16 protein-coding genes are annotated in these 14099 nt (G+C 44.1%); 6 read left to right on the top strand and 10 right to left on the bottom strand.

The genetic code is table 11. The annotated features are described in order from the left end of the window. Window positions 1-6: 6 nt before the first annotated feature. The 7 genes from H729_RS00875 to cbiD all read right to left on the bottom strand — a co-directional run bounded on the left by H729_RS00875 (window position 7) and on the right by cbiD (window position 6847). Window positions 7-339, bottom strand: a complete 333-nt coding sequence (locus H729_RS00875; protein ID WP_020448113.1) for a hypothetical protein — start codon at window positions 337-339, stop codon at window positions 7-9. A 35-nt stretch (window positions 340-374) separates the two neighbouring features. Beyond that, window positions 375-713, bottom strand: coding sequence for a muconolactone Delta-isomerase family protein (locus tag H729_RS00870; protein WP_048133770.1), 339 nt, complete (start codon window positions 711-713; stop codon window positions 375-377). 27 nt (window positions 714-740) lie between these two features. After that, window positions 741-2354: a sodium:solute symporter family protein gene (locus H729_RS00865; RefSeq protein WP_020448111.1), complete on the bottom strand. Its 1614-nt coding sequence runs from the start codon at window positions 2352-2354 to the stop codon at window positions 741-743. Continuing rightward, complete coding sequence (locus H729_RS10260) at window positions 2351-2467, bottom strand: symporter small accessory protein (RefSeq protein WP_394295668.1); 117 nt, start codon at window positions 2465-2467, stop codon at window positions 2351-2353. The genes H729_RS00865 and H729_RS10260 overlap by 4 nt, the downstream gene beginning before the upstream one ends. Before the next feature lie 180 nt (window positions 2468-2647). Next, window positions 2648-4654, bottom strand: a complete 2007-nt coding sequence (gene cobK / locus H729_RS00860) for a precorrin-6A reductase (protein ID WP_020448110.1) — start codon at window positions 4652-4654, stop codon at window positions 2648-2650. Window positions 4655-4658: 4 nt separating this feature from the next. Beyond that, window positions 4659-5702 carry a cobalt-precorrin 5A hydrolase gene (locus H729_RS00855; RefSeq protein ID WP_020448109.1) on the bottom strand — a complete coding sequence of 348 codons (1044 nt, stop codon included), beginning with the start codon at window positions 5700-5702 and terminating at the stop codon, window positions 4659-4661. Next, window positions 5699-6847: a cobalt-precorrin-5B (C(1))-methyltransferase CbiD gene (gene cbiD / locus H729_RS00850; protein ID WP_020448108.1), complete on the bottom strand. Its 1149-nt coding sequence runs from the start codon at window positions 6845-6847 to the stop codon at window positions 5699-5701. Before cbiD ends, H729_RS00855 begins: the two co-directional genes overlap by 4 nt. 160 nt (window positions 6848-7007) lie before the next feature. On the opposite strand from cbiD, the gene cobI reads away from it, so the two are divergent. Genes cobI through H729_RS00830 form a run of 4 tightly spaced genes read left to right on the top strand, consistent with a single transcriptional unit; the run spans window position 7008 to window position 9838 of the window. After that, on the top strand, window positions 7008-7706 hold the full coding sequence (gene cobI / locus H729_RS00845; protein WP_020448107.1) for a precorrin-2 C(20)-methyltransferase: 699 nt from the start codon (window positions 7008-7010) through the stop codon (window positions 7704-7706). A 9-nt stretch (window positions 7707-7715) separates the two neighbouring features. Further along, window positions 7716-8471 carry a precorrin-4 C(11)-methyltransferase gene (cobM, locus tag H729_RS00840; RefSeq protein WP_020448106.1) on the top strand — a complete coding sequence of 252 codons (756 nt, stop codon included), beginning with the start codon at window positions 7716-7718 and terminating at the stop codon, window positions 8469-8471. Window position 8472: 1 nt separating this feature from the next. Continuing rightward, complete coding sequence (gene cobJ, locus H729_RS00835) at window positions 8473-9204, top strand: precorrin-3B C(17)-methyltransferase (RefSeq protein ID WP_020448105.1); 732 nt, start codon at window positions 8473-8475, stop codon at window positions 9202-9204. 10 nt (window positions 9205-9214) lie between these two features. Further along, the gene (locus tag H729_RS00830; protein WP_020448104.1) at window positions 9215-9838 is read left to right on the top strand and encodes a precorrin-8X methylmutase; all 624 of its coding nucleotides are present in this window, start codon (window positions 9215-9217) and stop codon (window positions 9836-9838) included. Here H729_RS00830 and H729_RS00825 read toward each other — a convergent pair whose 3' ends face one another. Then, window positions 9839-10270, bottom strand: coding sequence for an ACT domain-containing protein (locus H729_RS00825; protein WP_020448103.1), 432 nt, complete (start codon window positions 10268-10270; stop codon window positions 9839-9841). It abuts the gene before it with no gap. Next, window positions 10270-11574: a phenylacetate--CoA ligase family protein gene (locus H729_RS00820; RefSeq protein ID WP_020448102.1), complete on the bottom strand. Its 1305-nt coding sequence runs from the start codon at window positions 11572-11574 to the stop codon at window positions 10270-10272. Before H729_RS00820 ends, H729_RS00825 begins: the two co-directional genes overlap by 1 nt. Before the next feature lie 311 nt (window positions 11575-11885). Between H729_RS00820 and H729_RS00815 the strand changes: the two genes are divergently transcribed. Beyond that, window positions 11886-12158: a hypothetical protein gene (locus tag H729_RS00815; RefSeq protein WP_020448101.1), complete on the top strand. Its 273-nt coding sequence runs from the start codon at window positions 11886-11888 to the stop codon at window positions 12156-12158. Window positions 12159-12199: 41 nt separating this feature from the next. Further along, on the top strand, window positions 12200-12856 hold the full coding sequence (hypB, locus tag H729_RS00810; RefSeq protein WP_020448100.1) for a hydrogenase nickel incorporation protein HypB: 657 nt from the start codon (window positions 12200-12202) through the stop codon (window positions 12854-12856). Between the two features lie 2 nt (window positions 12857-12858). Here the strand turns inward: hypB and H729_RS00805 are convergent, their stop codons facing one another. Then, the gene (locus tag H729_RS00805; RefSeq protein ID WP_020448099.1) at window positions 12859-14019 is read right to left on the bottom strand and encodes a pyridoxal phosphate-dependent aminotransferase; all 1161 of its coding nucleotides are present in this window, start codon (window positions 14017-14019) and stop codon (window positions 12859-12861) included. Between the last annotated feature and the right edge of the window lie 80 nt (window positions 14020-14099).

The raw sequence follows: 14099 nt of genomic DNA, 5'->3' as shown, positions 1-14099 counted from the left end.
ATAATGTCAGGCATCGGAAGAATCTAACGTTTTCAGCACTTCTTCATCCTTAGCCAATGCATCGCTGATAGGCTGGAGTTCTATGATATCAGCGTCGAAAGCCCCATTGAGATGTAGAGTTTCCATCATACCGTCCAGTTCATCTAATGACTCGGCTTCCACAATAAGAACTGCAGAACGCTGCCCGTGGAATAAGCCTCCCTCAAGTTTTCCATCGGCTTCCCACGATTCCAGGATTTTCAAACCGGGAATGATCTTTTCCGTGAGGATTTTACGATTCTCCTCATCGTTGTTTCCTATCCCGTCATTGTTAATTTTCATAAGTGCAAGAAATTTCATAAAATCCCACATACCAACTGATAGAATAATCCTTTCTACAGTCCGGCAGCCTTCTTGACTTCTCCAACAATATTGCGGTCACGGTCAAGAGCTGAAGATATTGTCTGCAAAGGGGCTACATCAACATCATACACATTCATAATCGGCAGGGAAGCCAATGTTTTATCCAGCTCTTCATAATCTTTTACAGAAAAAATGAATGCGCCTGAACGCTGCCCCTCTATGAAGCCGCCCATGACTCTATTGTCACTCTCGATTTCAGAAAGACGCTCCAGCGAGGGGATGATTTGATCGGAGAGCATGAATGCGGCCTCCTCTTCTGAGCCGCCGTATGATTCTTCCCTCAGTTTGAACATGACGAGATATTGTTCCATGCCCTCCAAGTCTGAGCAGAGCGGATTTTATTCTTTTCCGCTCAGTTCTCGGGAGGTTAAACGCGTATCAGCACTGTTTCTGCAGAGTGCCCAGCCGATGATCATTACTGCCGTTGAAATCGGCAGTGCTATCAGAAGGGGATCGATGAGCTGCCAGGGCTGCCCGAGAAGGGCATCGACTCCGAAGATCGCTCTGCATATTCCAAGCTGAGAAGACTCAGCGATGTGTACAAAGACAGTCCAGATGAACCATGAAACAATGCCTGACAATATGCTCCACAAAGCCGGTTTTTCAAGAGGCCTCTTGGAGAAGAGCGCCATGCAAAACGCTGGAAGCAGAGCACATGCACACAGTCCCATATACATAGCCGTGGCCCGTGCAATGATGTTTGCCGGCATACAGAACGCCAGTGCCAGACTGAGAATGATCATTACAAGCATTGCATATTTTGTAAGTTTCATTGAGGTCTTGGGTTCAACATCAGGATGTCTGATTTTTTGTACAGATTTGTAGATATCAAATCCTGCAGAAGTTCCCAGGGAGTGAAATACAGAACTCAGTGTAGACATGGCTGCAGACAGAAGAACGATCATGAAGATCGGAACGAATAGTCCAAACAGCGAATTGGAGAACGCCCCGTCAATAAATGCCGGAATTATCTGGTCTACATTGTGCAGGTATGACCATGCGTCTACTCCGTAAGTGTCTACGAACCAGAGATTGCTCATCGGTCCGACTGTGTATATGATTCCTGCAGTCAGCAGAATAAATATTCCGCCGATCGGGATTGATCTTTTGAGAGTTTTGTCATCTTTGGCAGTCATGAAGCGCACTACCAGCTGAGGCTGTGCCAGCACGCCTATGCCGACCCCGAGGATCATAGTAGTGACTAAAGTATACCAGATGGGGCTTCCGAAAGTCGGCATTGAAGTCCATCCAGTCATGCCTTGGCTTACAAGATCAGCCGGAGGAGTCATGTTTGATAAGGCCTCGTTTATGCCTGTCAGACCTCCCAGATCAGGGAATAATGAATAGGTCAAAATGAACAGCACAACCATTCCGCCGATCATGATTACACCCTGCATAGCCTCGGTGTACATGACAGCGATTAAACCTCCCACAATGACATAAACTGCCGTAACTACTGTGAAAATTATGAGTGCTGAATTGTAACTCAATCCCAGAGTAATAGACAAAAATTCAGAGCCGCCGATCAGAACTGCAGCCGCATAAAGCGGCATCGCCACAAGAATGGTTATTCCTGTAATGAGATGGATAATATTGGAATTGTAGCATTTTCCCAGCAGATCCGGGAAAGTGACTGCGTTCAATTTTTTAGCCATTTTTCTGGTTCTTCCGCCGAAGACTATGAAAGCCAGCAACACTCCTACCGCAATGTTCAGCATGGCAAGGAATACCAGACCCATTCCCAGTTTGGCACTCTGGCCTCCGAAACCAATGATCGCTGAGACGCTGATGAATGTTGCCCCGTACGAGAGGCCGATGACCCAGGGACTCAGTTTTCTGCCTGCAAGCATGTAGTCTTCAGACCCGCGGGTTTTTTTCCAGCCCAGATAACCCAGATAAATGACGGCTATTATGTAGAGGATCGTAAGGACGGCAAATGCAGCGGTATTCATTCTTCATCCTCCTTGCTATTTTTCTTCAGCAGCGGATATACTATGCAGATTGCCGCCGACAGAAACATCAAAACGTATGCTGTCAGTATCCAGGGATCTTCAATGCCCAACACGGTTCATCAACTCATAACAGCAGCTAGGCTGTGCGTTGGGATATTAGATTGTGTATATATGCATATTGCTACGTGCTATTACGGCACAATGTACCTTTGAGCAATTTCTGCTCCGAAAGGAAAGTTCTTTCACAATTCTGAGATTCACTGCAGATATTCAGAATGCATCCGAACCGCCTGTCAGAAACTGCACCTGCTGGCCCCGCTGAGTGTGAAGATATAAACGGGGTTCTGAGCAGTCATCAGGTTGTAGTTTCCAATCTCCCTCGACTTTGACACCGAAAGCTGTATGACTTCACGGCATTTGAAATCAAAATTAGTCATACAGGACAATGCTTCCGAAACTGTTTCTAAAGTCACGGCTGTAATTACGATCTTCACATCTTTGTTTTTAGACAAAAGCGTCTGCACTATCTCGCTCAGATTACCTGAAGAGCCGCCGATAAACGCGTGTGTAGGTGCAGGAAGATCCTTTATGGCTTCTGGAGCGGTTCCATGGATTATCTCAAGATTCGGAGTTCCAAATTTAGCTTTGTTATGTCTGATCAGATCCGCTGCTTCCTCTTCTTTTTCAATTGCATAAACAGTACCATCGTGGGAAACCAAAGCCATCTCTACAGATACTGAACCTGTTCCAGCTCCGATGTCGTAAACAACTGAATCTGGTTTTAGCTTAAGCTTTGTTACTGAGAGCGTCCTGACTTCGCTTTTAGTCATCGGGGCGGTTCCTCTGATAAAATCATCATCTGGTATGCCAAGAGGATTTGTAGAATCCGCTTGATCATTAACGATTAAAACTACGCACAGCTTTCCAAAATCCCTGTCATTTAAGTCTGCAGCACATCCCGAGGTAATTTTTTCATTATCATATGATAAGTTTTCACCCACATAGAGCATGACTGATTCCAGACCTGCTTCGATAAGAGAAGCGCAGATCCTGCGTACGCTGTCTGATCCGCTGAGGAGCGTGAAAGTTTTCTTGTGAGATTTGACTGAAGCGATGATGTTTGCATCTCTGCCATGAACACTCAGGAGATTGACATCTTCCCAGGAGGTATTCAGTCTGGAACACAGATAAACTACGGAAGATATTCCGCATACCAGTTTAAGCTCATAGCCTTCCTTTTTGACTGCTTCAATTAATTTCTTTGCTGCGCTGTAAAATCCTACATCACCGGACAGAGCTACGACAATATTGCTGTATTCTTCATGAGACTTTATGAAGTCAATTATTTCATCTGAGATGTATGCATTGAACGTATTGCTGCAGTATGTTTTTACAGAAGAGAGCATTCTTTCAGCGCCTATGATTATGTCAGCATTTTCACAGGCATTCACAGCTTCCAGAGTAAGCTGGTCTGAGTTCCCCATACCTATTCCTACGAGAGTTACTTTTCTTTTCGGTTTGTAAGATTCGTTTGATGAAGTGTTTATTCCAAATCTTAAATTTAACTCAGATATGACTTCATCGTAAGATCTGCCCTTGTCGCCCTGCGGCCTTCCAACCAAAACAACCTGCACACCGGCCCTCTTTGCCGCCCGGATCTTATCTTCGAATCCGCCGACTTTGCCCGAATCTTTAGTAACCATATATTTCGCAGAAATTTGCTTCAGCATGCCATAGTTCAGCTCTTCGCAGAACGGCCCCTGCATGCAGATGAGATTCTTTCCTTCAAACCCGAGATCTGAGCAGGCTTTTGCTACGGATGCTGTGGAAAGAACCCTGGCGAAAACTCTTTCTTTATAATTATCCAGCTCAGTAAATTTAGCAATCTCTTTGCTGCCTGTGGCAACAAGAATGTTTCCTTCTGTACCGCGGAGATATTTTACTGCCTCTTCCACACTCGAAACTTCAACTACATCTCCCTGACGTGATCCTTCCTGCCTCAGAAGCCTCATGTATTCGACTCCAGTCTTGGTACATGCGTCCTTGATATTGGAAGAAACAATCACCGCATAAGGATGGGTGGCATCGATCACCAGTGAAAAACCTTCTCTGATTAAATTCTGCATTCCTTCGCAGTCCAGTCTTCCAGCGGAAACAGTTATGCTGTCGCTTTTCTTAACCAGCTGCTCTCCATATTCTGTTGCAACGCAGATGTGCGCAGAAATACCGTGAGAGCCTAGATATTCAGCCAACAATCTGCCTTCCGTGGTTCCTGCAAATACGAGAATTTTTTCAGACATATAATCACTTATCCAGATGAACAATGTATGGTTCAGATACTAACGCAACTGTGACCCCGTTTTCTGCGACTTTTTTCTGTATGAGTTTTCCGTCAGCCGATGCTTTTAAAGCTGCTCTTTCGCACACGTTGCCAACCCCTGTTATGCTTTTAACGAAAGGAGATTCTGAGAAATCCCCTTCTACGCATTCAAGCTCCTCTTTGGAAAAGAATTCCGATTCCAATCCATATTTTTTACAAAAGTTCAGAATTCCTGGCTCATTCATTTTAAGGTCTATGCTGGCTGCTGACTTCACGCTGTGAATTGATAATTCATTACTTTTTAATACCTTAATAACCAACTTCTCGATATTCTCAGCCGGAGTGTCTTTTCTGCAGCCCAGTCCGATGATGGTAGTTTTAGGAATTAAATTCAATGTTTTACAGAATGGTCCCTTTGCATCATTGGAAGTTATATGAATTCCTATGTCTCCGTCATCTGCAGAAACCAGACCATTCATCAGCTGTCCATAGACTGGAAAATCGCTTTTGAATCCAACGTTTCCCTTTTCTAGAATATATGCAGAAATATCCTTTGCACAGGCCATGCTGCTGATATACATGCCGCGCTCCTCGGCAAATGAATCCACTGAGAATTTTCCATTGATGTCTGTAGCAGTGGTAATGACCGCTTCAGCGCCGATCATTTCTGCAATAATCTTAGCAAGAGTGTTTGCCCCGCCGATATGCCCTGACAGCAGCGGAATAGAGTAAGAGCCCCGTTCATCTAAAACAACAATTGCCGGATCAGCTACCTTTGTTTTAACAAACGGAGCGATGGCACGGACTGCTATCCCGACTGCACCGACAAAAATAATGGCATCGGAATCTTGAAACGCTACTTCAGTCCACGCATGAAGAGTCTGGGTAACCGGAATAACGCTGCATTCTGAAACAAACGTACATTTCCCGTATGCCTCACATTCATTGCCTTTTGATGATAAACCTTCTGAGATTTTATTCACCAGTGAGCATCCTGCACTGGAAAAACCGATGAGTTTTATTTTCATGGAGCATCCTCCAAAATTTTCAGGAGTTTGTCTGCATTTTCTGTTTTCCCCAACATCCCATGGTTGGAAGAGAATATGATTGCACCCGTGATGACCTGCCCCTTCGCCCGGTTATCCAGATAGAAATTAATTTTGTCAGTAATTGATTTCATTACCGGCTGGAGCAGATTATTTTCGCTGAGAACATCCAAAGCATCTTCAGTCATCACCGAGTCCATGATTCTCAGCAGAATTTTATTGTCCGCACCTGCCAGAGCCGCGTGTGCTGTGAGAATCTCCAGTCTGCAGTCTGCGTTTCTGGAGTGAGTGTTCATTATTCCGCCGGCGACTTTTACGAACTTGCCGATATTGGAAATAAAAAGCAGGCCCTGCGCACCGAATTCTACCGCACTGTCGATAGTTTCTCCAATAAAATTACTGCATTTCACCATCTGCTCCGCAGGCACGGAACAGACTGTCTGCGAAAAATCTTCACCGTAGTTTCCAGGAACCGCCAGAATTACAGCAGACCCGTTTGCAAGCCTCATCTTCATTTCTGTTCTGATTGTTTCCACCAAGGCTTCCTGGCTCATAGGCTCTACAATACCGGTGGTGCCGATAATTGAGATCCCGCCCATAATTCCAAGCCGCGGATTGAAAGTCTTTTCTGCAATCTGCTCACCCTCGGGCACAGAGATTATTACATCTACTCCTCCACTGTAGTTATAGAGAGTGCACACTTCCTTCACAGCCTGAAAAATTGTCTGTCTGGGTACACTGTTTATGGCGGCATTTCCTACAGGCTGATCCAGCCCCTTTTTGGTTACTTTCCCTACACCTTTCCCTCCATCGATGTTTATCCCGCTGCCGATGAAAGATACTTCAGCGTAAACTAAAGCACCGTGGGTAGCATCAATATCATCTCCGCCGTCCTTCCTGACAGCACATGATACAGAATTCTCAGAGATTTTAACATCCAAAACTGGAAGGTTCAGGACAGTCCCGTTGGGAGTTGTGATCGAAACTTCACTTAGTGATTTTTTTGAGAGCATTATTGTAACTGCAGCCTTAGCCGCAGCAGTAGCACATGATCCCGTAGTATGGCCACAGCGCAGACGCTGGTTATTCTTATAAACATACAGTTCTCCGCCAGGCTCAGATTCCATATACATACCTGCATTTCTTAGTACCAATAAATCTAGATTAATAATCTATCTACCGTACATTATTGGATATATGTGCCAAATTTATAATACTTAGCATTTCATTACGGCGCTAAGCTAAGCATATTTACAATAAAAATTTCATAACTTGGAGACAACAGCTATGGCAGGAAAATTATATGGAATTGGAGTGGGGCCAGGCGATCCTGGGCTTCTCACGCTTAAAGCAAAAACGATACTTGAAAACTCCGAGGTAATTGCTATACCAGTCAAGGTTCTGGGTGAACACAGCGTTGCAATGGATATTGTTGAACAGGTTGTTGATGTTTCCGGCAAGAAAGTCATTGAGGTTCTTTTCAGCATGAATCCGGATGATGATGTCCGTGTACAGTGCAGAGCAGAAGCAGGAAAACTGCTCACAGACGAACTGGAAAATGGAAGAAATATTGCCATGATCACAATCGGAGATGTTTCTGTTTACTCTACATACATGTACATAAATCAGTTCATAGAAGAAGCTGGCTTTGAAACCGAAATCATTCCTGGAATTCCTTCATTCTGCAGCGGGGCAGCACTTGCCAAACTTCCTCTGATGGAGGGACGGGAATCACTGGTAGTAATTCCGTCAACACAGGATGGGGATCTGCTTTCCAATGCTCTCGGCATGTTTGAAAATGTCGTTGTCATGAAGGTAGGTGGCAGCAGCATGCAGAAACTGGCAGAAGCTATGTCTGAAAAAGGCATAGAGCTCTCAAAAGCTACTGTCCTGAGCAGAATCGGGCTTGAAGGAGAATACATCGGCCCTGTTGACCTTTCCAAGGAATACAACTACCTCACAACCGTAATTATCAAGAAAAAATGAGGGCTGACAATGATATCATTTATAGGTGCAGGACCAGGAGACCCTGATCTGATTACAGTAAAAGGAAAAAAACTGATAGATAACGCAGACGTCATCGTCTATGCCGGTTCTCTGGTAAATCCAGAGGTGCTTTCTGGAGCCAAAGATTCGGCAAAAATCTACAACAGCGCTTCTATGACCTTGGAAGAAGTCATAGATGTGATGAAGGACGGGGAAGAAAGAGGCTTGAAAGTTGTAAGAGTTCATACCGGAGACCCTGCGATATACGGAGCTCACCGGGAGCAGATGGATATTTTAGATAAGTTAGGAATAAAATATGAAGTTATCCCGGGCGTAAGCTCCTTCCTTGCTACAGCAGCAGTTCTTAAAAAAGAGTACACTCTGCCGGGAGTGAGCCAGACTGTTATCATTACAAGAATGGAAGGCCGTACACCGATGCCGTCCAAAGAAAGCCTGGCTTCTTTATCAAAACATCATTCCACAATGATAATTTTCCTCAGCATGGGCATGATGGATGAAGTTGTCGAAGCTCTGAAAGAAGGATATGAAGCCACTACGCCGGTAGCTGTTGTGTATAAAGCAACCTGGGAAGATCAGAAAATTGTTACCGGCACTCTTAACGACATCGCTGCGAAAGTCAAAGAAGCAGGAATAAAAAAGACTGCCCTCACAGTAGTCGGAGATTTCCTGGGTGACGAATATGAGTTATCTAAGCTGTACGACAAGACGTTTACGCACGAGTTCCGCCAGGGTGTGAGTGAATAATATGAAAAAACTCTATGTTGTAGGATTCGGACCTGGCGGAAAAGAGCACATGACGCTGAAAGCTGTTGAGGTCATCGAAAATGCGGATGTCATCACAGGCTATACAACGTATATTGATATTTTAAAAGAGTATTTTCCAAATAAAAATTACATTACAACTCCAATGATGAGAGAAGTAGAACGCTGCAAGATTGCCGTAGAAGAAGCTATGAAAGACAAAGTTGTAGCAATGGTGAGCAGCGGAGATTCCGGAATATATGGAATGGCCGGAATCATCTATCAGGTAGCAGAGGAACTCAATGCAGATATTGAAATTGAGACCGTTCCTGGAGTTACTGCAGCCAGCTCTGCAGCTTCAGTATTGGGAGCTCCGCTCATGCATGACCTTTCAATCATCAGCCTCAGCGATCTCCTGACTCCGCTGGATCTGATAATGAAAAGAGTAGACTGCGCTGGTATGAGTGACATGATTGTCTGTCTGTATAATCCAAAAAGCAAGACGCGTACGGATTACCTTGAACAGGCTGCCGAGATACTTCTGAAATACCGCAGTAAAGATACTCCAGCCGGCATAGTCAGAAATGCTGGCAGGAAGGATGAGTCGAAGTGCATCACTACACTGGGAGAATTGAAAAATGCTGATGTCGACATGTTTTGCACAGTGATTATAGGAAACTCGCAGACGTATGTGTCAAATGGAAGAATGATAACCCCCAGAGGTTACAATTTATAAGGTGGATTTTATGAATAAGCTTCAAATTGTAAAGCCGGAAGATATTGAAAAAAGAAGCATGGAAATAATTACAAGCGAGCTCAACGGCAGAACATGGCCTGAGCCTCAGTTTTCTATAATTAAAAGGTGCATTCACACTTCTGCAGATTTTGAATATGCAGATAATCTGTGTTTCTCCAAGGGTGCCGCTGAAATAGGCATCAAAGCACTGCGCAACGGTGCATCGATAGTAACAGACACAGAAATGGCAGCCGCAGGAATTAACAAGAAAAAGATGGAAGAATACGGCGGCAAAATCTACTGTTTTATGAGAGATGCAGATGTTGCAGAAGAATCTGTAAAACGCGGATGCACAAGAGCTACTGTCTGCATGGAAAAAGGAGCAGACATCAGAGGAGAGGTCATCTTTGCAGTTGGAAATGCTCCTACAGCATTGGTAAGACTTTACGAACTTATTCAGATAGGATTGAAGCCAACGCTGATTATCGGTGCCCCGGTAGGCTTTGTAAATGTAGTGGAAGCAAAAGAGCTGATTATGGAAACCAACATTCCATATATCGTTCCAAAAGGAAGAAAAGGTGGAAGCAACATCGCCGCAACAATCTGCAATGCGATGTTGTATTATAAGGGATAATCACTCAAAATAAGTGATATCGTATAATTCCATACCGGAGTCTAGAAGCTTTTTTGCGGCAAGCTCCGGATCTTCCACTCTTATTATTAAAACATCTCCGTTTCTGCCTTCGAAGGCATATGAATACTCGATGTTGATGTTGGACTTGCAGAATGATTTGATAACCTCATAAAGTCCGCCTGGCCTGTCTTCCATTTTTAATGCCAGAACATCTGTGTATGCGACCATGAATCCTGCATTCTGAAGAGCGGTTTTGGCAGCTTCGTGATTATCAACAAGCATGCGTATGACACCATATCCAGCTCCCTCTGCAATTGTAAATGCATATATGTTGACGCCTGCATCCTTCATAGCCTTTGCAGCCCTGGCCAGCTTACCAGGCTGGTTCTCAGAGAAAATAGAAAGCTGCTTCAGATAATACTTTTCGTACATCAGAATTCACCTCTTTTATCAACTACAAACTTAGTTTTTCCTTCATATCTGGGCAGAGTTCCCGGTGCCACGAGCTCCACTGCCGAGCTTATGTTTAAGGCATTCTTGAGACGATATGATATATTTTCTCTGATTTCCATGAGTTTTACGATGTTGTCTGTAAATGACTCTTCATTCAGTTCAACTCTTACCATCATAGTGTCAAGGACGCCCTTTCTGTCGACAACAATCTGGAAATGCTCTCCGACTTCCGGTATACCCATAAGGGTATGCTGCACCTGTGAAGGGAATACGTTGATTCCCCTGACAACCAGCATATCATCAACCCTTCCAGAAATTCTGTGTATCCTTGGGTGGGTCCTTCCGCACGGACAGGGCTCTTCATAAAGAGAAGTGATGTCGCCTATGCGGTATCGTATGATCGGCAGAGCTTCTTTCTGAAACATCGTAATGACCATTTCTCCTTTTTCACCCGGGGCTACTGGTTCTCCAGTTTCAGTATCAAGAATTTCCACATAGGCCAGATCACCCCAGATATGCACTCCGTCCATTTCAGAGCATTCAGAAAACATCGGTCCTGAAAGTTCAGATGTTCCGTAGCAGTTTTGGCCTTTGACTCCAAGCCAGTCTTGGATTCTCTCTCTCATCTTATCCGACCAGGGCTCTCCGCCTAAAAGTCCAATCCTGAGGTTCGTATCATTCTTAATGGAAATTCCATTCTTTTCAGCCACTTCTCCGATATGAAGCAAATAGGAAGGAGTGCAGGCCATTGCAGTTACACCCAGATCTTGAATCAGCTCAATCTGCCTCTCGGTGTTTCCTGTAGAAGCCGGTACAGCGGCGGCTCCGATCATTTCCGCGGCATAATGAAAACCAAGTCCGCCTGTGAAAAGCCCGTATGTGTTGCTTACCTGGATTACATCGTCTTCTCCCAAGCCCATTGACTTCATTGCTCTTGCCAGTGAAGTCGTCCACATTTCAATATCATTTTTAGTGTATCCCACTACGGTCGGCTTTCCAGTCGTTCCTGAGGATGCGTGATATCTGATGACCTCTTTTTTTGGAACAGCAAATGTTTTATCTGGATATCCATCGCGCAGATCCTTCTTTTTCATGAAAGGCAGCTTGCGGATGTCCTCCAGGCTGTTGATGTCCTGCGGCAGAACTCCTGCTTCCTTCATTCGTCCATGGTAAAATTCTGAAGAATCGTAAAGTCTGACAACTAACTTTTTCAAAAGCTGATACTGAAGGGCCTCCAACTCCTTGGCTGGCATAGTCTCGATGTCTTTGTTCCAATAGGCCATTTGAAATTTCTCCTCTCTGAACCCGAAGTGACTGTAACGCATCTCGGCGTGATACCTGATAGCATGAAGCAATTTGAACCTTGCCCTTAAAATCAAAATCTGAGCTGTACATTTTACGATTTATGAAAATTCAATACGACACATCAGAAAATACTGCTCTCAACAGACGTTTAACCGCACGCTGTTGAGTTTTTCATGAACATGCATCCAGAAAAATATTTACTTATGATTACTAAACATATCTGAATTAAAGACACTACCGATATTCTTCAAAAAAAGACGAGTAATCGTCTAAAAATTGCGGAATCTTAATGACGTATGCCACCTATCTTCCAATTATGATGAATAAGATTGATCTGTTCTACATCCTGTTGGACGACCTTGAAGAAGACCTGTCAGCAATGCAGGAGGACTTAGAAACAATCGTGAGTCTTTTGGACGAGGGAAGAGTCAGCGATGCAAAAAAGCTCATTGAAGAAATGAACGCATTCCTTGTTGATTTCCTCAGCCCTGTTGAATTTGATGAAACGGAATGCGACTGCGAGTGCTGTTCTGAAGGACACGAAGAACACAAGCATGAATAAACGGCGTTACTGTTAAGAACATACAAAGCTTCTCAGAGACTGTGCACAAAATTGCAGATATCTCTGTAGAAGCTGACATTTTAGCTTGCAACAAAAAGATAGGCGAAGACAATCTGAATCGTCTTCATGCCAAGGGCATAACATCTGTAGATTTTATGGGTGCCATCGGTTCAGGAAAAACTCTTCTGATTACTAAACTTGCAGTTTTAATGAAAGAAAAAGGCTTCAGGCCGGCTGTAATCGCGGGTGATCTGGTAGGCCAGGATGATTATAACCGTTTTACAGCTGCGGGAATTCCAGCATTGAATCTCAATACCGGAAAAGAATGCCATCTGGATGCTCACATGGTGGATCATGCCTTGGATGATCTTGATCTGGATTCCATCGACTTCCTGTTTATTGAAAATGTAGGAAATCTTGTATGTCCTGCAGATTTTCCACTGGGAACAGACAGAAGGGTTGTCGTTATATCAGTAACTGAAGGCGATGATATGGTCAGAAAGCAGCCGATGATCTTTTCTTCCTCGGACATTACAGTTCTGAACAAAATGGACATCGCTCCTTACATGGACAGCGATATCAGCCTTCTTGAGAAAGATTATGCAACCGTAACCGGCGGCAAGAAACTTATAAAAACATGTGCAAAAACAAATGAAGGATTGGAAGAGCTTCTTGAAGCTCTTGTAATAAAAAACTGAGATCATCTGTCTAATTTAGACAGAGCCTCTCCAATTCTTCTTAATCCTTCTCTTATATCATCCCTTGAACAGGCATATGATATTCTGATATGCCCATCACTGCCTGGACCAAATGCCGAACCGGGAGTGACTGCCACATGAGCAGTTGTAAGAAGATATTCTGTCAGATCCACAGAGTTCATTTTATAATCATATTCAGGGAACACATAGAATGCGCCTTTTGGTTTAGGCGTATGCAGAGTAGGGATCTTTGCCAGTTCTTCCATGACGATTTCACGGCGGACCCTGAATTCATCAACCATGTTTTTTACAGAATCCTGCGGTCCGCTTAATGCTTCTACTCCGGCCTGCTGGGCAAAGGATGTGCAGCATGTGACAGAATGAGTCTGCAGGATATTGAGGATCTTGAATATATCCGGCGGGGCAACGGCCCAGCCTATTCTCCATCCAGTCATGGCATAAACTTTAGACATTCCATTGATGGTGATTGTCCGCTCAAACATACCAGGCAGGGAAGCTATGGAGACATGTTTTCCTTCAAAAAGGATCTTCTCATAGACTTCATCACTCATGACATAAAGGTCATGGTCGATCGCAATGTCTGCAATGCCCTTGAGATCTTCTTCCGTGGCAACTGCACCGGTAGGATTGGCAGGAGTATTGAGGAAGATCATTTTAGTAGCTGGAGAAACCAATTCCGCTACTTCCTCAGGAGTTATCCTGTATTCATTTTCCGGTTTTACTTTGACATATTTCGGAATTCCGCCGGCAAGCCTGATACAAGCATCATATGTCACCCATGACGGATCTGGAAGAATGACTTCATCTCCCTCGTCTATCAGAGACAGCGCAGTCATGAAGATTGCCTGTTTGGCAGGTGTAATAAGAATATTAGAGGCTTCGCACGGAATATTGTTTTCATTCCTGCTCTTTTCCGCAACTGCCTTTCTAAGCTCTGGGATACCAACAGACGGAGTGTAGTGTGTAAAATGCTTGTTTAATGAGTCTACACATGCTTTGGTAATATTGTCAGGAGTTGAAAAATCTGGTTCTCCGGTAGAGAATGAGATTATGTCGACACCTTCGCTTTTGAGCTTACTTACAGTATTTGCGATTTTTACAGTTCCGGATTCTGGTACTCTGCTTAGGCGCCTTGCGGACATCTTGCAGAAAATAAAGGGGGATGTACATAACGCTTTCCAAGAATTGCATCGATTCTATGCAGAATGTTTCGCAAAAATAC

Source organism: Candidatus Methanomassiliicoccus intestinalis Issoire-Mx1 (assembly GCF_000404225.1).
GTDB lineage: Archaea > Thermoplasmatota > Thermoplasmata > Methanomassiliicoccales > Methanomassiliicoccaceae > Methanomassiliicoccus_A > Methanomassiliicoccus_A intestinalis.
This window is presented reverse-complemented; position numbering and strand designations above follow the sequence as displayed.

Bases quoted from the DNA above. Each gene is read 5' to 3' on its own strand.
- H729_RS00815 (WP_020448101.1), top strand. From the start codon at position 11,886: ATGACGTATGCCACCTATCTTCCAATTATGATGAATAAGATTGATCTG.
- H729_RS00830 (WP_020448104.1), top strand. From the start codon at position 9,215: ATGAATAAGCTTCAAATTGTAAAGCCGGAAGATATTGAAAAAAGAAGC.
- H729_RS00870 (WP_048133770.1), bottom strand. From the start codon at position 713: ATGGAACAATATCTCGTCATGTTCAAACTGAGGGAAGAATCATACGGC.
- cbiD (WP_020448108.1), bottom strand. From the start codon at position 6,847: ATGGAATCTGAGCCTGGCGGAGAACTGTATGTTTATAAGAATAACCAG.
- cobI (WP_020448107.1), top strand. From the start codon at position 7,008: ATGGCAGGAAAATTATATGGAATTGGAGTGGGGCCAGGCGATCCTGGG.
- H729_RS00820 (WP_020448102.1), bottom strand. From the start codon at position 11,574: ATGGCCTATTGGAACAAAGACATCGAGACTATGCCAGCCAAGGAGTTG.
- H729_RS00825 (WP_020448103.1), bottom strand. From the start codon at position 10,270: ATGTACGAAAAGTATTATCTGAAGCAGCTTTCTATTTTCTCTGAGAAC.
- H729_RS00855 (WP_020448109.1), bottom strand. From the start codon at position 5,702: ATGAAAATAAAACTCATCGGTTTTTCCAGTGCAGGATGCTCACTGGTG.
- H729_RS00805 (WP_020448099.1), bottom strand. From the start codon at position 14,019: ATGTCCGCAAGGCGCCTAAGCAGAGTACCAGAATCCGGAACTGTAAAA.
- H729_RS00875 (WP_020448113.1), bottom strand. From the start codon at position 339: ATGAAATTTCTTGCACTTATGAAAATTAACAATGACGGGATAGGAAAC.
- H729_RS00865 (WP_020448111.1), bottom strand. From the start codon at position 2,354: ATGAATACCGCTGCATTTGCCGTCCTTACGATCCTCTACATAATAGCC.
- cobK (WP_020448110.1), bottom strand. From the start codon at position 4,654: ATGTCTGAAAAAATTCTCGTATTTGCAGGAACCACGGAAGGCAGATTG.
- cobM (WP_020448106.1), top strand. From the start codon at position 7,716: ATGATATCATTTATAGGTGCAGGACCAGGAGACCCTGATCTGATTACA.
- cobJ (WP_020448105.1), top strand. From the start codon at position 8,473: ATGAAAAAACTCTATGTTGTAGGATTCGGACCTGGCGGAAAAGAGCAC.